Raw genomic sequence first — 18,978 nt, forward strand, 5'->3', positions numbered from 1 at the left:
CACGGAACATGATGGTGCCTTTCGGAAATGGTTAGATAACTAGGACGGGCGACTAGCTCGCGCTGCGGAGTATTCCGCCGTCGACGCAGATGACCTGGCCGGAAACGAAGTCGGACAGTGGACTAGCAAGGAACTCGACGACGTTGGTGCAATCCTCGGGCCGTCCCAGCCGGCGCAGAGCACTCATCTGGGTCCATTGCCTGAGGCGTTCGGGGTCAGCTGCGCCGAGTCGCTCCTTGAACTGGCCAGTGGCGATGAAACCGGGAGCAATGGCGTTGGCATTGACACCGTGGGGCCCAAGTTCCTGGGCGAGACAGCGTGTGTAGTGTGCCACCGCTCCCTTGGCCACTGCGTAGTCGGCGCCGTGGCCCTCGCCCAGTGCCATCACACCGGTGAACGAGGAGATTGTGATGATTTTCCCGGCCTGCTGCTTCTTCATGTAGGGGGCCACTGCGGCTGCTGTGTAAACGGTGGAGTAGAAGTTCCGGGCGAACGTTGCCTTCATCGACTCGTCCACAATTTGTGTGGGTTGAGAGGCTGAAAAATCGCCGCCTCCTCCGGCGTTGCAGACGGCGACATCAATGCGCCCCCACTTCGCGTAGACGTCGTCGGCGAATGCCTTCGTCGCCTCTTCGTCAGTCGCGTCGACCTCCTTCATGAAGACCTCCGTACCGTACTGGGAGAGTGTCTTTTCCAGGCTGCCGTCCACCAACTGGCTCATTTCGGCCTCGTACTGCGACGCAGAGTCCAGGTTGATGTCACTGATGGCGATGTTGGCGCCCATCTGGGCCAGGCGCTTGGCGTAGTCGAGGCCCAGCCCACGGGCTGCTCCGGTGACGACGGCAACTTTTCCCTCGAGAGGTTTCAATGTCTTTCCAATCCTGATGTGACGTGATGAGTGGAGGTGGCGGTTCTGGCTGCAGTTTCTGCCAGGAACCGCTGTAAGACCGCGATGGAGGATTCGGGATCCTCAACCGTCGGCCAGTGGGCGACGTTCTTCAGAACGACTGTCTCGGTGTGGGCCGGCCGCAGTGCTGCCTCGCATGCAGCGACTTCCTGGGTCGTAGAAATGGCGTCCTCCGCTCCGCGGACCAGGATCACCGAACAGTCAGGGGCTTCCGGGGGATTGGCTTCGCCGGCTTCGCCGATCGCCACGCAGCACTCGGCGTAGCGATCAGCGTCCTGGCCCATGAGGAATTCGCGCACGAGTGTCACGGCCAGTGGACGGGTATTGAGCGTGTGCTGACTTAGGGCAGCAAGGCCAAAGTCGTGGGCGACCCTCACCATGCCGTGGGTACGTGCTGTGGCTGCCCTGGCTGCGAACGCTGGCCTCTGCGAGACGTCGGGACCTGCGATCGGGGCGAAAAGCACCATGCCCTTGACCCGCGGCTCCTGGGCTGCCACATGTCGGGCCACCAGCGTTCCCAGTGAGTGCCCGACGAGGATGACACTCTCGAATTCCCCAAGCTCCGCGATGGCGTTTTCGACGTCGATAATCCAGTCCCCGAACCCCTGCGGCCCAGTCCCGTTGCTTCGGCCAAGGCCGGTGAGGTCGATCGAGACTGTGGGATATTCGGACTGGATGGCGCTCCGCAGGGGAAAATAGACGTTGGAATTCCCGCCCAGCCCGTGGATGAAGACCACGCCAGTGGAAGGGCAACCACCCGGTTTTGGCGTGCTGGTCTCGATGAAGTTCCCGCTGAGCACCGGGTTAGACATGGGCTGCATTTGTCTCTGCCGTCTCACTGATCGGGACGGACGGCAGTCCGATCAGCGACTTCTGGACTTCGTAGGTCTCGAGGCTGGCCTCCGTCGTCATCTGCCAGTAGTCTGCAGACGTCCACGGCATGTTCGCTGTTACGCGTCCCTTCGAGTTCCGGTACCACGTGGACCCGGTCGGCACGGCCCAGATCATTTTCTCCAGCTCCGCATCCATCCGGGCGTTGTAGTCCTCAAATACGTCGCGCTTCACCTCTGCGCTGCCGATACCGCGTTCGATCATGTCGCGAATAATGGTCGCGATATAGCTACTCTGGGCTTCGGCCTGGAAGAAGATGCTGCCGCCGACTCCCACGTTTGTATTGGGCCCGTACAGAACGAAGAGGTTCGGGAAATCCGGGACGGTAATACCCAGGTAGGCACGGGGGTCCTCCTCGCCCCAGACGTCGCGGATTGTGACGCCGCCCTTGCCGGTGAAATCGACGGAGGAGAGCATGCGTGCCGCCTTGAACCCGGTAGCGAAGACAACGATGTCGGCGTCGTGTTCCCGCCCGTCCCCGTCAATCACGCCTGTCTCGGTGAATTCCAGTGCCCGGAAGTTCACGAGCTCGACGTTCTCGCGCTGGAACATCCGGACCCAGCCGTTGTCCCGCAGCATCCGCTTCATCAGCGGAGGGAAACTGGGAACCAGGGACTCCAAGAGGTCCTGGCGTTCACCCAGCTCATCTGACATGTAGCCCAGGAGGCGTTCACGAAGAGCCTGGTTGGCTTGACTGATCGTGCCGTCGGGGTTGTTCCACGTGGGGTCCACCACGGCGGCCGGGCGCATCACGTCGTTCATCGAGAGCATGGTCCGCGCACGGAACCAGCGTTCGTAGGCGGGAACATTGCCCAGGACCCATTTCTCGTCTTCCGGCACGTCTTCGAGGTAGCCCGGCACGCCGACTACCCACTGCGGGCTCCGCTGCAGAACGGTGAGTGTGTCTACGATCGGGGCAATGGCGGGGCCGATCTGGTTGGCGCTGGCACCGTTGCCTACGAGTACCACCTTTTTGCCGGTCAGGTCTGCGGAGTGGTCCCATTCTGCCGAATGGAACGCTTTGCCGAGGAAGTTTTCCCGGCCCGGGAGGTCCGGAACGGCCGGGACGCTGAGCTGGCCGATTCCGCTGACCAGAACGTTCGTGCGGATGGTCTGTCGGCTGGTCCCGGTGACGGTATCGAGGACCCACTCCGCGGTGGACTCGTCGAAGGAAGCGGAGTCCACCCGGACACCGAAGCTGATGTGCTCCTCCAGTCCGAACATGCGGACGCATTCCTGGATGTAGGCGAGGATTTCGGGCTGCTTGGCGTAGTACCGGTTCCAGTCCTGCCGGCGGGCAAAGGAAAAGGAAAAATAGTGGCTTGCGATGTCAACGCCACAACCAGGGTAGGTATTGACCGCCCAGGTCCCGCCGGATTCGTTGTTGGAATCGTAGATGTGGAAGGGGATGCCCATGCGCTTGAGGTGGATCGCCGTCGCGATGCCGGACATGCCGGCTCCGATGATGGCCACCGAGAAGCCAGCGGCCGACTCCGGTCGTACCGAACTCCAGTCGACGAAAGCGTCGCCCAGCCGACCCATCTCCTTCAGGATGACCCGTTTCTCGTGGTCTGCCATTTCCCGTCCGGCAACCGTGTTGGCGAGGGAATCAAAAACTTCTCCAGTAGCGGGGGCATCAGGGTACGCGCCACCGGTTTCGGTGAGGACACCCGCCATACGCTCGCGGAGACGGTTCAGGACGTGGTCCGGAAACTTCGCGTCCGCCGAAGTGGGTCCGGTGATGTAGCCCCGGCATTCATGGAGCAGGCCGAGGTCACCAGTCATCTCGACGAGTGCCAGAAGGAGTGCAGTTGGGTCGGTGTGTGAGAGCTTGCGCAGCAGCTCTTCGTGAGACAGGGCTTTGAAGTTTGCTTGGATGGTCATAGCCGTTCCTTCTCCGGGCACAGCGGTGCCCGGGTAGAGGGGATGTGGTGGAAGTTTTAGTTGTTTTGCCAGCGGAGGAGTTTGGTGCGGATGGTCCGCAGGCCCCAGGAGATGAGCATGGTGCCGGCCACGAGGATGATCAGGGTCGCGAAGTACTGGTCCATGCGGAAGGCCGCGGCGAAGTATTGCAGCCGGACACCCAGGCCGCTCTGGCCTGCGATCATTTCCCCGGCCACGGTGGCGAGCATGCCGAAGATGAAGCCCAGTTCCAGGCCTGTGAAGATCCCCGGCACGGCACCGGGAAGGATGAACTTGGTGAAGGTCTGGTGCTTCTTCGCGCCCAGTACCCGGGCCAGCAGCAACCGTTCCTCCTCGGCGCTCTGCACGCCGGCGAGGGTGTTGGAAAACACCACGAAGAACGCCAGGCTGAAGGCCAAGGCGATCTTGGATTCCACGCCGATCCCGAACCAGAGCAGGAAAATCGGAGCCAGGGCAACACGCGGCAGCGCGTTGATCGCCGTGAGGTAAGGCTCGATCACCCGGAGCATAAACGGCGAGGCCGCCAGGGCCAGGGCCGCGAGCACGCCGGCGACGGAGGCCAGCGCCCACCCGGCGATCGCCCCGGTAAACGTCGAAACGGCGTGGACCGTGATCAGATCGGTGCCCAGCGACTCCCCCAAGGCTTTCACGATGGCCGAGGGCTGGCCCACATAGATCGGGTTCAGGGTGCCGTTGAGCACCAGCAGCTCCCAGGAGCCGAACATCAGCACGCCCAGGACGATCCACCCCAGCGGCACGGCCCACACATAATGCCGGCGCGGAACCAATATCTTCCGGAGCGAGGCCCCGGAGGACTTGGGCCGTTGCCCGGACCGTCCAGCCTGGGGCCGGTCTGGTCGAGTGCTCAGCGGCGTCATCGTCTGGGGCCCGGGTGCGTTCTTGACGGTCATGATGCCAACTCCTCGCGGAACACGGACCAGATGTCCTGGTAGTACTTGTGGTAGGTGCTGCTGGACTGCAGCTCGAGTACGTTGCGCGGCCGGGGCAGATCGATCCGGAACTCGGCAATGATCTTGCCCGGACGGGCCGAGAAAACCAGGATCCGGTCGGCCATCACGATCGCCTCGGCGAGATCGTGGGTTACGAACAAGACCGAACTCTTCTGCTCTTCCCACCGCTGCAGGAACACGCCCTGCAGCCGCATCCGTGTTTCCGCGTCCAGCGCCGAGAACGGCTCATCCATCAGGATCGTGCCCGGATGGCTGACCAGCGTCCGCGCCAACGCCGTACGCTGGCGCATCCCGTGTGAGAGCTGGGAGGGATAGGACTTCAGGAATTTGCCGAGCCCGACCGAATCGAGAACCTCCGCAGCACGGTCCCGAGCCTCGCGCTTGGCGATTCCGCGCAACTCCAACGGCAACGCCACGTTCGCCACCGCAGTACGCCACGGCAACAAACCATCCCGGGCCAGCAGATACCCCACATCATGGTTCCCCTCCCGGATCGGCTCCCCGCCCAGGGACACCTCACCCTCCGTAGGACGCACCAGGCCGGCAACCATATTCAGCACCGTCGTCTTGCCACAGCCCGAAGGACCCACCAGACACACGAACTCACCCGGCGCAACCCTCAGGCTCGTCGTATCCAACGCCAACACCGAACCACCATCCGGCGACTGGAACGACTGCGACACCCGATCCACCACGATCTCATCACCCGTAAGCCGGCCGGTTACGGACGGTGCGGGTCGCTCAACTTGTAAAGACACGCTCAGCTCCTTTGCTGCGTTGCTTTTGACTTCCCCTGACTGTAATGCCGCAATTCGCTTCACAGGAACACCTTTGGGATAGAATTCCTCTATGTCGAACAATTCATCGTCTGTGGGTAATGCACTGGTACTTCTTCGCCTCTTACAGGAGCGTGATGTCCTCCGGGTCAGTGACGCCGCCGGCGAACTGGGGGTGGCCCGTTCGACTGCGCATCGCCTGCTGGCGAGCCTGAAGGAGCATGGATTCGCTGTCCAGGACGGAGACAGGTCATACTCCCTTGACCCCCGCCAACGGCATGGGCACCGGGCGCTGACACCGGAATCACTTGTCCCGATTGCGCGTCCACACCTTGAGTGGCTAGTGGGCAAGACCAATGAAAGTGTGCACCTTATAGTGCCGGAAGGGCAGATGGTTCGGGCCATTGACACCGTTGAGGGGACGCAAATGCTCCGCGTGGGAAGCCGTGTTGGCGTCCTGGTTCCAGCCCATACGGCTGCAGCGGGCCTGCTCTTCCTCAGCGGGATGCCCGTAGAAAGACTCGCCGCGATGTACTCCGATGGTCCTCCGCGCGATTCCGGCGCGAAGACCATCGAAGAATTTCATGCATCGCTTCAGCTCCACCGGCCCTACGCGGTGTCCCTTGGTCGAGCCGAGCGCGGAGTCAATGCACTGGCGATGCTGGTGACAGACCAGAACAACAATCGGGTGGCCGCGGTATCTCTGGTCGCTCCGGCGTTTCGCATGCCACCCCAGGGGATGCCGGAGGTAGCTGCGCTGGTCAAGGAATGCGTCCAAAGGATCCATGCGAACATCCTCGACCGCGCTTAGAGGGGACGTTTCACATAGCGGAATCAATCAACAGATCGCTGGAAGACGCCGCGGCGGGTCTTGATCGCATAACCGTACTGGGTCGGCCATTCGCGCTCGTATCCAAGTGTCTCTGCGGCATGCCGGAGCCAATATGGGTTGCGGAGCATTTCACGCCCCAGAAAGACGGCGTCCGCCCTACCCTCATCGAGGATGTCCTGGGCCTGCCGTGGCTCATTGATGAGCCCCACGGCAGCTGTAGGGATCCGCGCACCAGCCCTGATCGTCTCGGCAAACGGCACCTGGTATCCCGGCCCTGCCGTGATGCGTGCATCGGGGACCAGCCCGCCGGACGACACATCGAGGAGGTCGACGCCATGCGCCCTGAGGATGACCGCCAGGCGCACGCTGTCAGCTACGGACCATCCTTCCCGCGGATCGCTTGGGTTTTCGGACAACCAATCCGTGGCGGAAAGACGGAAAAAGAGCGGGAATTCCGCAGGCCAAACCGCCCTGACGGCGTCCACTACCTGCAGTGCGAAGCGGGTTCGGTTCTCGAACGACCCGCCGTATTCATCGATACGAGCGTTCGTATGCGGTGAGAGGAATGAGCCGATGAGGTAGCCATGTGCTCCATGGATCTCCGCAACCTGGAAACCGGCATTGCGGGCGCGGGTGGCGGCCGCCGAAAAGTCCTCCACCAAGGCGAAGATCTCTTCCCGGCTCAATTCCGCCGGCGCGCGCCAGCGCCCATACGGTATCGCGCTGGGGCCCTTGACCGCCCACCCCCCGTTTTCCGGGGGCAACTGCGCCCCGGTCAACCAGGGCCGGTCTGATGAAGCCTTGCGCCCAGCATGGGCAAGCTGTATGGCCGGAACGGAGCCAAGTTCGCGGATCACTCGGGCTATCCGGCCGAACACCTTTTCCTGCTCAGCGTTCCACAACCCGAGATCCCACGGCGTAATGCGACCATCGGGCCGAACAGCCGTGGCCTCCACCATGATCAGACCGGCTCCCCCCGCGGCTCTGCTGGCGAGATGGGCAAGATGCCAATCCGTCGGGCACCCTGTTTCCGGCCCGCGGCTCTCCGCCGAGTACATGCACATAGGCGACATCCACACGCGATTGGGTATCTCCAAAGTCCTGAGGAGATATGGCTCAAAAAGAGAACTCACTGATCGACTCCTAGTGTCTCGTAAGGTCCCCGGATGGCACAGAAAAGTGGTTGTGCCGGAACGCGGCGCGCTAGGGATTGCGCGAGGCTCATGGGGATTTCTGAGGACGAGGTCCCCCGTCGAACCAGCGTGCCATTCAGGTCCCCAGCCGTCCAATACTTAATGAGGGGACGACTTATGCACTCTTGAGAAGAATCTGGGGGAGACCAATGGTTGTGACAGAGCGAGCCAGGAAGGCCTCGGGTGATGGATGACCGTCCAAAATATGGAGCTCACAGGCGCACCTGCCCTGGCTCGATACTCTGGCTCGCGCCTGGAGGGCTTGCGTTGCGGTTTTGTCGGCCTCCGCATTTAGGCATAGTTGGTTTGCCTTGCCCGGGAGGGACGGTGTCCGCCGGCGGCGAGTAGGCATCTGAGCCGATAGTTGGTGAAGTTGCGGAAGCCTCTGGCGATCCGTCTGGTGGTTTCAATGACGCCCTTGATCGCTTCGATGGGCCCGTTGGAGGCACCACCATCGTCATGCGGCAGAAAAGCCCTTTGTCCGGTCTCCCCTCAAGCATCGCTGCATCCTTCCACCGGATCGCTGACGGCGTGGCCCCAGGCCATCGAGTGGCACTTCGGTGGCCTCGTAATCAAACCTGTCGAGTTCGTTGATCAGCCCTAGAGCTGACCGTTGCAGCATGAAACCGGGAGTCTGTGACTCTGAATCTACATATCAGCCGCTCAGGGCCGGCTTCGCTCGTCCCGCCGTGGAACGGGAAAATTCCTCGGTCGTCCTGTTGTGCGTGCCGGCCCGTCTTGTTCCGGATGCGAAGCGGGCTGATACTGCTGCTGTGTTCCGGATACGACCCTGGTCTCCCTGTGGTGCCGTGAGCCTGTATGTCAGCCTGGTGGTGGAGAGCCTGTTTCCGCGGGGACCGTGGAATGTTGCCCATGAGCACGAGCGTCAGATTACTGTTTTTTGCTCTCCTTTCCGGTACACGCTCCCTACTCAACGGCGGCGAAACGGATGGTGAAGCGATGGATGTTCTGTATCAACGGTGCGCGGGACTGGATGTGTCCAAGCGGGACGCGAAGGCCTGCGTGCGGATCACGGGCGACCGCGGGAAAACGAGCCAGGAGATCACGACATGGGGGGCGATGACGAACGAGGTTAACCGGTTGGCCGACTACCTGCTGGCCCAGGATGTGGGCCTGGTGGTGATTGAGGCGACCGGGGATTACTGGCGCCAGTTCTACTTTCTGCTCGAAGACAAGGGGCTTAACGTTCAGCTGGTTCATGCCAAAGAGGCAAGGAACGTCCCGGGCCGGAAGACGGACGTTTCCGACGCGGCCTGGCTCGCCCAGCTCGGCGCGCACGGCCTACTGCACGCCTGCCTGGTCCCGCCGGAGAACATCCGCCGGCTGCGTGATCTGACCCGGGCCCGGACCGCGATCACCGATGAACGTTCCCGCGAAGTCCAGCGGCTGGAGAAGATGCTGGAGGATTCCGGGATCAAGCTCTCCTCGATCGCAACAGACATCACCGGTGTCTCCGGCAGGGCGATGCTCCAGGCCCTGATCGAGGGCCAGAACGACCCTGCCGTGCTGGCCGATCTGGCGAAGAGGGGCATGCGCCGGAAGATCCCCGCACTGACGGAGGCCCTCACCGGCCGGTTCAACGAACACCACGCGTTCATGGCCCGGCTGTTCCTGGACCGGGTCGATGCCCACACCAAGGACCTCCAACGCCTCGATGCCCGCATCGAGGAACAGATGAAGCCTTTTAGCGCCGCCCGGGAACTGCTGGCGACCGTCCCGGGCATCAGCACCCGCACCGCCGAGGTCATCATCGCCGAAACCGGGGCCGACATGACCGTCTTTCCCACCGCCGGGCACTTCGCCTCCTGGGGCGGGACGGCGCCCGGGGCCAACGAATCCGCAGGACGGGTCAAGTCAACCAAAACAAGACCCGGAAACCGCTACCTCAAACGGGCGCTGGGCACCGCGGCCCTGACGGTCTCCCGCTCCCAAACCACGTATCTCGGGGCGAAGTACCGGCGCATCAAGTCCCGCCGCGGGCTGATGAAAGCCCTCGTCGCGGTGGAGCATTCCATGCTCATCTCGATCTGGCACATGCTCACCACCGGAGAGTGCTACGTCGACCCGGGCCCCGACTATTACACCCGCCGCCAGCCGCTGCGCAGCAAAGAAAGAGCCGTTCAACAGCTCGAAAACCTCGGCTATCAGGTGATCCTCGAGCCTCTGCAACGGACCGGTTAGGGCCATACCCGCACCGTCAACAACCTGCCCCGGGCGCACCCATCCCACGTCACCACAATTTTCGCGTCAGTGGACCGGCCCTTGGTCTGCATGGCCTTGATCCAAAACGTCAGGTGCCGGTAATCAAGCTTGTCCACGGGAGGGTGCTCGATGACACCGGCGATGTGCAGCTTCAGCAGGGTCTGATATGAGTGCACTGTGCCAACTGAAGGCCGAACCAGAAGGTCGATGTGCTCTTGGATCACGGCCGCGACGGTGGGTGCTTTGGTCTGGTTCGCGATCATCGCATGCTGGGCAATCTCAAAGGATTGGTTGTTGGCGTCAAGGAGGCGCTTCAGCGTCTGGGCCTCAGCCGACGTCGCTTGGGTAATCCCCTCTTGCTTTCGCGTCTCGGGGTTCCGCCAGCGGACCGTATAGGACGTGGATCCATCTGATTTTTTTCGTTCCCAAATGCTGGCCATACCGAAGATTCCAGGCTTCGTGTGCACACATTTCGAGTTTTTGTGCACACGCTGAGGCCTAAAACCGCGTTGACCTGCGGAAACACTGTGCCCGAGGTGGGACTCGAACCCACACACCTTTCGATACCGCATTTTGAGTGCGGCGCGTCTGCCAATTCCGCCACTCGGGCGCGGAGTACACCGGTAACATTCGCGGCGCCACGGTGTTGTGAGCAACGCGATCGCTTCCAGTGCGCGGAATTACTCTACATGCAGATAGGCTGAATTCCAGAATCGCGCCAGTGACGCCGCATCGAACCAGACCGGCCAAAGTACACCAGCGGACAAAACCTATGATGGTCTAGTCCCGCCGTACCCTTACAAGGAGTTCCACGTGTCAGATCAGACGGAGTCCAACCCCACGTCCAAGCCGGCGCGCCGCGTTGTCGTCGCCGAGGATGAAACCCTCATCCGGCTGGACATCATTGAAATCCTGCGGGGCGAGGGCTATGACGTCGTCGGCGAGGCCGACAACGGCGAGAAGGCCGTGCAGCTCGCCGAGGAACTCAAGCCGGACCTGGTCCTGATGGACGTCAAGATGCCCGTCATGGACGGCATCTCGGCCGCCGAGAAGATCGTCAAGGCCCGCATTGCCCCGGTGGTCCTGCTCACCGCCTTCAGCCAGAAGGAACTCGTGGAGCGTGCCCGCGACGCCGGCGCCATGGCCTACGTCGTCAAGCCGTTCACCCCCGCCGACCTCATCCCGGCACTCGAGATCGCGTTGTCCCGCCACGAGGAAATCAAGGCCCTCGAAAGCGAAGTCACCGATCTGCAGGAGCAGTTCGCCACCCGGAAGCTCGTGGAGCGCGCCAAGAGCCTGCTCACCACCAAGATGGGCCTGACCGAGCCGGAAGCCTTCCGCTGGATCCAGAAAACCTCGATGGACCGCCGCCTGAGCATGCGCGAGGTCGCGGAGACCATCATCAACCAGGTCAACTAGCACCCGGCACCAGCAGCAAAAGGGAGGGTCCCCGCCAGCGGCGGGGACCCTCCCTTTTCAGCGTGAAGCCAGGCTTGAATCAGGCCTCGACACTGGGCAGCCGAAGCTCCGACACGTTCTTCTTCTTCTTTTCCGGCCACGGGCCGAGCTTGTCCTTGGTTACGGCTGCCCCGCCGTGACTGCCGGCGTCCGCCAGGTCGCCGACCTTGTGGACCTTGAGCATGTTCGTGGAACCGGCCTTTCCGGGAGGGGAACCGGCGGCGATGACGACCATGTCGCCGTCGTCCACCAGATCCATTTCCAGCAGGCTGCGGTCAACCTGGGCGGTCATTTCATCGGTGTGGTTGACCTGGGGCACCAGGACCGGCTGGATGCCCCAGGTCAGGGCGAGCTGGTTCCAGACGTGCTCCACCGGGGTGAAGGCGAACACCGGCTTGATCGGACGCAGCCGCGAGAGGCGGCGGGCGGAGTCACCGGACTGGGTGAAGGTACAGATGTACTTCGCGTCCAGCTGGTCGGCGATTTCGACTGCGGCCCGGGTGATGGCGCCGCCGCGGGTCTTGGGCTTCGTCCCCAGCGGAGGGACGCGCTCAAGGCCGTGGACCTCGGTGGATTCGATGATCCGGGCCATGACCTTGACCGTCTCGATCGGGTACTTGCCCACGCTGGTCTCGCCGGAGAGCATCACCGCGTCGGCGCCGTCGAGCACGGCGTTGGCGCAGTCGGACGCCTCGGCACGCGTCGGACGCGGGTTCTCGATCATGGACTCAAGCACCTGGGTGGCCACGATGACGGGCTTGGCCCAGCGACGTGCCAGTTCGATGGCGCGCTTCTGGACGATCGGCACTTCCTCCAGGGGAAGTTCCACGCCGAGGTCGCCACGGGCGACCATGATCGCGTCGAAGGCGTCGATGATCTCGTGCAGCTGCTCGACGGCCTGCGGCTTTTCAATCTTGGCGATTACCGGCACGCGGCGGCCTTCTTCGTCCATGATCTCGTGGACTCGCGTGATGTCCGAGGCATCGCGGACGAAGGAGAGGGCAACCATGTCCACGCCGCGGCGCATGGCCCAGCGCAGGTCGTCTTCATCTTTTTCGCTCAACGCCGGAACGTTGACGGCGACGCCGGGCAGGTTGATGCCCTTGTTGTTCGAGACCATGCCCCCGACCGTCACCTGGGTGACCACCTTGATGTCGTCGACTTCAAGGGCGCGCAGGGCGACCTTTCCGTCGTCGATCAGCAGGGCATCGCCGGGCTTGACGTCGTCGGTGAGGCTCTTCAGCGTCGTGGAGCAGATGTCCTTGGTGCCCGGAACGTCTTCGGTGGTGATGGTGAAGATGTCGCCGACAGCCAGCAGGTGAGGACCGTCAACGAAGCGGCCAAGACGGATCTTGGGCCCTTGCAGATCGGCCATGATGGCGACGGCCTTGCGGAGCTGTCCCGCGGCCTTCCGGACGTTCTCGTACGTGGTGTCATGCACGGCGTAATCGCCATGGCTCATGTTCATGCGGGCCACGTCGACACCCGCTTCGAGCACCGCGAGCGTGTTCTCGAAGCTCGCGATTGCCGGTCCAAAGGTGGCCACTATCTTAGCGCGTCTCATATACCTACCCTAGTAGTCTCGTGCATTGTTGAAGTTGGTGCAGGAGTGAACATCCGGGGCCCCGAAGGACCGTCTCGGCCCGGGCTACAGGACCGCCATCGCCCGATCGGTCGGGGCGACCGGAGCCGGAAGGATTGTGCTGCCCATCAGGAACTTGTCGACTGCAGCAGCGCAGGCGCGTCCCTCGGCGATGGCCCAGACAATGAGTGACTGGCCGCGGCCTGCGTCTCCGGCGACGAAGACACCTTCCGTGTTGGTCATGTAGTAACCGTCGCGTGCCACGTTCCCGCGGCCGTCGAAGTCGGCGCCGACTTGCTCGGTGATCCCGGCCGCCTCAGGCCCGGTGAAGCCGAGGGACAGGAGGACCAGGTCCGCCGGGATGATCCGCTCGGTGCCGGCCTTCGGAAGGCGTTTGCCGTCAACGAATTCGGTTTCCGCAACCTTCACGCCGGTGAGCTTGCCGTTCTCGCCGACGAACTCCACGGTGGAGGCGAGGTAGGTGCGTTCGCCGCCTTCCTCGTGGGCGCTGGCAACTTCGAACAGGGTGGGGAACGTCGGCCACGGCTGGTGGGCGGCGCGCTCCGCGGGCGGCTGCTTGCCGATAGCCAGCGTGGTCACGGAGGCGGCACCGTGGCGGTGGGCTGTACCGAGGCAGTCTGCTCCGGTATCGCCGCCGCCGAGGATCACGACGTGCTTGCCGGCGGCATTGATCGGGTTTTCCACCGTCTCCCCCGCCACGGCACGGTTGGCCGGCACGAGGTAGTCCATCGCGAAGTCGACGCCCTCGAGCTCGCGTCCCGGGATGGCCAGGTCACGCGGGACAGTGGCGCCGGTGGCGACCACGACGGCGTCGTAACGGCGGCGCAGTTGCTCCCAAGTCACGTCCGTGCCGACGGCGACGCCGGTCCGGAAGCGGGTGCCTTCGGCCTTCATCTGCTCCAGCCGGCGGTCCACGTGCTCTTTTTCCATCTTGAAGTCGGGGATCCCGTAGCGCAGGAGCCCGCCGATCTTGTCGTCGCGCTCGTACACGGCGACGGTGTGGCCCACCCGGGTCAGCTGCTGTGCGACGGCGAGCCCGGCCGGGCCGGATCCGACGACAGCGACCGTCTTGCCGGTGAGGCGGGCCGGCGGCAGCGGGGTGACCCAGCCGTTGTCGAAGGCCTGGTCGACGATCGAGACCTCGACCTGCTTGATGGTGACGGCGGGCTGGTTGATGCCCAGCACGCAGGACGCCTCGCAGGGGGCCGGGCACAGCCGCCCGGTGAACTCGGGGAAGTTGTTGGTGGCGTGCAGCCGCTCCATGGCTTCCTCGCCCTTGTCCCGCCAGATGAGGTCATTCCATTCGGGAATGAGGTTGCCCAGCGGGCAGCCCTGGTGGCAGAACGGCACACCGCAGTCCATGCAGCGGCCGGCCTGGCTCTTCAGGACGCCCTTTTCCTGGGCCTCATAGACTTCCTTCCAGTCCATGATGCGGACCGGAACGGGGCGGCGTGGCTGTGTTTCACGCTGGCGTACTTTCAGAAATCCGCGTGGGTCAGCCACCGGTCACCTCCAGGATTCGAGACCAAACTTCTTCGCCGTCGGGGTCAAGGCCCTCTTCGATGGCGTCAAGACGGGTTTGCAGTACGGCCGCGTAGTCGCGCGGCAGCACCTTGGTTATGCGGGCCGCGGTGTCGTCGAAGTTCTCGAGCAGCCGCGCCGCGAGCAGCGACTCGGTCTCTTCGAGGTGCTTGACGAGCAGTCCGTGGACAATGTCGCGGTCCTCGGCGTCCAGTTCGCGCAACTGCAGCTCACCGGACTCCAGGGCCTGCTTGTTCACGCGGGCGGTCTGCAGGTCCAGCACATAGGCCGTGCCTCCGGACATGCCGGCGCCGAAGTTACGGCCGGTGCGCCCGATGATGAGCGTCTGGCCGCCGGTCATGTACTCGCAGCCGTGGTCGCCGATTCCTTCGACCACCGCGGTGGCGCCGGAGTTGCGGACCAGGAATCGTTCGCCCACCTGGCCGCGCAGGAACATCTCGCCGCTCGTGGCGCCGTAGCCGATCACGTTTCCGGCGATCACATTGCGCTCCGCAGGGAAGACGTTCGTGCGGTCCGGCCGGACGATGATGCGTCCGCCGGAGAGCCCCTTGCCCACGTAGTCGTTGGAGTCGCCGAACATGCGCAGCGTGATGCCGGCCGGCAGGAAGGCACCCAGCGACTGCCCGGCGGTGCCGGTCAGGGTGATGTCGATCGTGTCCGCCGCCAGCACGTCCGTGCTGAAGGTCTTGGTGACCACGTGCCCCAGCATGGTGCCGACGGAGCGGTCCGTGTTGATCACGTTCACCGCGATCTTCACCGGGGTGCGGTCGCTCAGGGCCTCGGCGGCCATCCCGATCAGGCGCTGGTCGAAGTGCTTGTCCAGCTCGTGGTTCTGCGTGGTCAGGTTGCGCAGCGGCGCGTCGTCGTCGAACTCGAGTCCGTGCAGGATCGGGTCCAGGTCCAGCCCTTCGGCCTTCCAGTGGTTGATCGCATCACGGGTATCGAGCATTTCGGCGTGGCCGATCACTTCCTCGATGGTCCGGAAGCCCAGCTCGGCCAGGATCTCCCGGACTTCCTCGGCGAGGAATTCGAAGAAGTTGACCACGTACTCGGCCTTGCCGCTGAAGCGGGACCGAAGTTCCGGGTTCTGCGTCGCGACGCCCACCGGGCAGGTGTCCAGGTGGCAGACACGCATCATGATGCAGCCCGAGACCACCAGCGGGGCCGTGGCGAAACCGAATTCCTCGCCGCCCAGCAGCGCGGCGATCACGACATCGCGGCCGGTCTTGAGCTGGCCGTCCACCTGCACCACGACGCGGTCGCGCAGGCCGTTGAGCATGAGGGTCTGCTGCGTCTCGGCGAGGCCCAGCTCCCAGGGGATGCCGGCGTGCTTGAGCGAGTTCAACGGAGAGGCGCCGGTGCCGCCGTCGTGCCCGGACACCAGGACGACGTCGGCCTTGGCCTTCGTGACGCCGGCGGCGACCGTGCCGATCCCCACCTCGGAGACGAGCTTGACGTGCACGCGTGCCGAGGGGTTGGCCCGCTTGGCATCGTAAATCAGCTGCGCGAGGTCCTCGATCGAGTAGATGTCGTGGTGCGGGGGCGGGGAGATCAGCCCGACGCCGGGCGTCGAGTGCCGCGTCCGGGCCACCCACGGGTAGACCTTCTGCGCCATCAACTGGCCGCCTTCACCGGGCTTGGCGCCCTGCGCCATCTTGATCTGGATGTCGTCGGCGTTGCTCAGGTACAGGCTCGTGACGCCGAAGCGTCCGGAGGCGATCTGCTTGACCGCCGAGCGGCGCTCCGGATCCAGCAGCCGGTCAACGTCCTCGCCGCCCTCGCCGGTGTTGGACTTGCCGCCCAGCCGGTTCATGGCGATCGCGAGGGTCTCGTGGGCCTCCTTGGAGATCGAGCCGTAGCTCATGGCGCCGGTGGAGAACCGCTTGACGATGCTGGAGACCGGCTCCACTTCCTCCAGCGGAACCGCCGGGCGGAGCCCGGACTTGAACTTCAGCAGCCCGCGCAGGGTCATGAGGTTCTCGGACTGGTCGTCCACGCCCCGGGTGTAGGACTTGAAGATGTCATAGCGGCGCTCACGCGTGGCGTGCTGCAGCCGGAAGATCGTCTCCGGGTTGAACAGGTGCGGCTCGCCGTCGCGGCGCCACTGGTACTCGCCGCCGCCCAGCAGGGGGCGGTGCGGCTGTTCGATGCCCCCTTCGGGGTAGGCCATCTGGTGGCGTGCCGACACCTCGGCAGCGATCACGTCGAGGCCTACGCCGCCGAGCTGGGAGTGCGTGCCGGCGAAGAACTCGTCCACGAGTTCCTGGCCAAGGCCCAGGGCTTCGAAGGTCTGGGCTCCGGTGTAGGAGGCCACGGTGGAGATGCCCATCTTGGACATGATCTTCAGGACGCCCTTGCCGAGGCCCTTGATCAGGTTGTAGACGCCGTCCTGCGGAGTCACCCCGACCACGTCGCCGGTGCTGATGAGCTGTTCCACGGATTCCATGGCCAGGTACGGGTTCACGGCGGACGCGCCGTAGCCGATCAGCACGGCCACGTGGTGCGTCTCGCGGACGTCGCCGGCCTCGACCACCAGCGCGGTCTTGGTGCGGTTGGCGCTGCGGAGCAGGTGGTGGTGCACGGCGCTGACGAGCAGCAGGGACGGGATCGGCGCCCACTGCGCGTTCGAGTCACGGTCCGAGAGCACAACGTACTGCACGCCCCGGTTGATGGCGCCGGAGACCTGTTCGCAGATTTCGGTCAGCCGGGCACGCAGGGCGTTCTCGCCGCCTTCGGGGCGGTACAGGCCGCGGACCTTCATCGCGACCCTGTCGCCGTCGGCGTTCTCGATGTTCGCGATCTTGGCGAGCTGGTCGTTGTTGATCACGGGGAACGGCAGCGACACCTGCGGCTGGCGGACCTGCTTGGTGTCGAGCAGGTTGCCGTTGGGGCCGATGGCACACGTCAGGGACGTGACCAGTTCCTCCCGGATGGCGTCCAGCGGCGGGTTGGTGACCTGCGCGAAGGACTGCACAAAGTAGTCGAACAGCAGGCGCGGGCGCTTGGAGAGCACAGCCACGGGGGTGTCCGAGCCCATCGCGCCGAGCGGCTCGGCGCCGGTCCGGGCCATCGGGCCGAGCAGGATCTTCAGTTCCTCGGTGGTGTAGCCGAAGGTCCGCTGGCGGATGTTGACCGACGCGGGGGTGTGCACAACGTGCTCACGTTCCGGCAGGTCCGCCAGCTCGATCAGGTTGTCCTTGACCCAGTCGGCCCAGGGGTTGGCGGCGGCCATCTCGGCCTTGACCTCGGCGTCGTCGATGATCCGGCCGGCCTCGGTGTCCACGAGGAACATCTTGCCCGGGGAAACCCGGCCCTTCTTGACCACCTTGGAGGGTTCGACGTCGATCACACCGACCTCGGAGGCGAAGATGATCAGTCCGTCTTCGGTGATCCAGTAGCGTCCGGGACGCAGACCGTTGCGGTCCAGGGTGGCGCCGACGAGGTTGCCGTCGGTGAAGGAGACGGCAGCAGGGCCGTCCCACGGTTCCATCAGCAGGGAGTGGTACTCGTAGAAAGCGCGGCGTGCCGGATCCATCGTGGCGTGGTTTTCCCAGGCCTCGGGGATCATCATCATGATCGAGTGCGTGATGGGGCGGCCGGAGAGCCAGAGCAATTCCGCCACCTCGTCGAACGACGCCGAGTCGGACGCGCCCGGGGTGCAGATCGGGTAGAGCTCTTCCGGTGACTCCCCCAGCAGCGGGTTGGCCAGCTGTGACTGGCGGGCGCGCATCCAGTTGCGGTTGCCCTTGACCGTGTTGATCTCGCCGTTGTGCGCGATGGTCCGGAAGGGCTGGGCCAGGGGCCAGGACGGGAAGGTGTTGGTGGAGAAGCGCGAGTGGACAATCGCGAGCTTGGTCTTGAAGCGCTTGTCCGAGAGATCCGGGTAGAACGGCTCCAGCTGGGCGGTGGTCAGCATGCCCTTGTAGACGATGGTCCGTGAGGACAGCGAGGGGAAGTAGACGCCGAACTTGTTCTGGGCGCGCTTGCGGATCCGCCAGGCCCGGGAATCGAGTTCGTTGCGCTCGAGGACCTCGCCGGTGCTTGAGGCAAAGAAGGGCTGCGAGAAGTGCGGCATGCAGGCCCGGGCCATGGCGCCGACGAGGTCGGCCACGATGGGCAGTTCGCGCCAGCCGAGGACGGTGAGGCCCTCTTTCGCTGCGAGGCTTTCGATTCCGGCCTTGGCCGCGTCTGATTCCCGCTGTTCGGCGGGCAGGAAGGCGGTCCCGACGACGTACTGGCCGGGGGCGGGAAGTTCGAAGTCCGTGACCGCGCGGAAGAACTCGTCCGGCACCTGCATCAGCAGTCCGGCACCATCGCCGGTGCCTTCGTCCGCGCCCACGGCACCACGGTGTTCGAGGTTGCGTAGGGCCGTCAGCGCGGCGTCGACAATGTCATAGCCGGGTTCGCCGCGGAGGGTGGCGATGATGGCGAGGCCGCAGGCGTCCTTCTCCTGCTCGGGGTTGTAGAGACCCGCTGCTTCCGGCATCGCCGCGAAACGCTTAAAGGGTGACATGGCGGCCGCTGGCTCGTTAGGCTCGGACCAACTGGGGCTGTGCAGGGTTTGGGTCATGGGAGACGTCCTTCCTCCTGATCGTGCGTATGGGAGGGACAACATTGGCCCCACTCCGCGCGCCGGCTTGACGGGCACAACAAAGTGTT

Annotated in this window: 13 protein-coding genes, 1 tRNA gene and 1 pseudogene; 3 read left to right on the forward strand and 12 right to left on the reverse strand. The window is 64.2% G+C overall.

The genetic code is table 11. The annotated features are described in order from the left end of the window. Positions 1-52: 52 nt before the first annotated feature. From E5206_RS14915 to E5206_RS14935, 5 genes are read right to left on the reverse strand one after another with little or no spacing between them, the layout of a single operon-like run. On the reverse strand, positions 53-868 hold the full coding sequence (locus E5206_RS14915; RefSeq protein ID WP_168709365.1) for an SDR family oxidoreductase: 816 nt from the start codon (positions 866-868) through the stop codon (positions 53-55). Further along, positions 865-1,719 carry an alpha/beta hydrolase gene (locus E5206_RS14920; protein WP_168709366.1) on the reverse strand — a complete coding sequence of 285 codons (855 nt, stop codon included), beginning with the start codon at positions 1,717-1,719 and terminating at the stop codon, positions 865-867. The genes E5206_RS14915 and E5206_RS14920 overlap by 4 nt, the downstream gene beginning before the upstream one ends. After that, positions 1,712-3,682, reverse strand: a complete 1,971-nt coding sequence (locus E5206_RS14925; protein ID WP_136323168.1) for an NAD(P)/FAD-dependent oxidoreductase — start codon at positions 3,680-3,682, stop codon at positions 1,712-1,714. Before E5206_RS14925 ends, E5206_RS14920 begins: the two co-directional genes overlap by 8 nt. Positions 3,683-3,738: 56 nt before the next feature. Continuing rightward, positions 3,739-4,632 carry an ABC transporter permease gene (locus E5206_RS14930; protein WP_136323169.1) on the reverse strand — a complete coding sequence of 298 codons (894 nt, stop codon included), beginning with the start codon at positions 4,630-4,632 and terminating at the stop codon, positions 3,739-3,741. Continuing rightward, the gene (locus tag E5206_RS14935; RefSeq protein WP_205759945.1) at positions 4,629-5,513 is read right to left on the reverse strand and encodes an ABC transporter ATP-binding protein; all 885 of its coding nucleotides are present in this window, start codon (positions 5,511-5,513) and stop codon (positions 4,629-4,631) included. The genes E5206_RS14930 and E5206_RS14935 overlap by 4 nt, the downstream gene beginning before the upstream one ends. 28 nt (positions 5,514-5,541) lie before the next feature. On the opposite strand from E5206_RS14935, the gene E5206_RS14940 reads away from it, so the two are divergent. Beyond that, entirely contained in the window at positions 5,542-6,279 is a 738-nt protein-coding gene (locus tag E5206_RS14940) for an IclR family transcriptional regulator (protein WP_136323170.1), read from the forward strand. A gap of 23 nt (positions 6,280-6,302) precedes the next feature. Here the strand turns inward: E5206_RS14940 and E5206_RS14945 are convergent, their stop codons facing one another. Next, a complete protein-coding gene (locus E5206_RS14945) occupies positions 6,303-7,373 on the reverse strand; it encodes an NADH:flavin oxidoreductase/NADH oxidase (protein WP_240690196.1) in 1,071 nt (356 codons plus the stop codon). Positions 7,374-7,784: 411 nt separating this feature from the next. Beyond that, positions 7,785-7,943 (reverse strand): annotated as a pseudogene (locus E5206_RS14950) (transposase); the annotation flags it as partial. 510 nt (positions 7,944-8,453) lie between these two features. Between E5206_RS14950 and E5206_RS14955 the strand changes: the two are divergent. Further along, positions 8,454-9,695, forward strand: a complete 1,242-nt coding sequence (locus E5206_RS14955; protein ID WP_136323172.1) for an IS110 family transposase — start codon at positions 8,454-8,456, stop codon at positions 9,693-9,695. Here E5206_RS14955 and E5206_RS14960 read toward each other — a convergent pair. Together E5206_RS14960 and E5206_RS14965 are read right to left on the reverse strand one after the other, a co-directional pair. Then, positions 9,692-10,156, reverse strand: coding sequence for a hypothetical protein (locus tag E5206_RS14960; protein WP_136323173.1), 465 nt, complete (start codon positions 10,154-10,156; stop codon positions 9,692-9,694). The two genes, E5206_RS14955 and E5206_RS14960, sit on opposite strands and share 4 nt — an antisense overlap. Before the next feature lie 88 nt (positions 10,157-10,244). Continuing rightward, positions 10,245-10,326: transfer RNA gene (locus E5206_RS14965), tRNA-Leu, on the reverse strand. 203 nt (positions 10,327-10,529) lie between these two features. On the opposite strand from E5206_RS14965, the gene E5206_RS14970 reads away from it, so the two are divergent. Next, the gene (locus tag E5206_RS14970) at positions 10,530-11,135 is read left to right on the forward strand and encodes a response regulator (RefSeq protein ID WP_136323174.1); all 606 of its coding nucleotides are present in this window, start codon (positions 10,530-10,532) and stop codon (positions 11,133-11,135) included. A 79-nt stretch (positions 11,136-11,214) separates the two neighbouring features. Here E5206_RS14970 and pyk read toward each other — a convergent pair whose 3' ends face one another. From pyk to gltB, 3 genes are all read right to left on the reverse strand, one after another. Continuing rightward, a complete protein-coding gene (gene pyk / locus E5206_RS14975) occupies positions 11,215-12,738 on the reverse strand; it encodes a pyruvate kinase (RefSeq protein WP_136323175.1) in 1,524 nt (507 codons plus the stop codon). A gap of 84 nt (positions 12,739-12,822) precedes the next feature. Then, complete coding sequence (locus tag E5206_RS14980; RefSeq protein WP_136323176.1) at positions 12,823-14,280, reverse strand: glutamate synthase subunit beta; 1,458 nt, start codon at positions 14,278-14,280, stop codon at positions 12,823-12,825. Continuing rightward, positions 14,273-18,889 carry a glutamate synthase large subunit gene (gene gltB / locus E5206_RS14985; protein ID WP_136323177.1) on the reverse strand — a complete coding sequence of 1,539 codons (4,617 nt, stop codon included), beginning with the start codon at positions 18,887-18,889 and terminating at the stop codon, positions 14,273-14,275. The genes E5206_RS14980 and gltB overlap by 8 nt, the downstream gene beginning before the upstream one ends. Positions 18,890-18,978: the final 89 nt, after the last annotated feature.

Source organism: Arthrobacter sp. PAMC25564 (assembly GCF_004798705.1).
Lineage (GTDB): Bacteria > Actinomycetota > Actinomycetes > Actinomycetales > Micrococcaceae > Arthrobacter.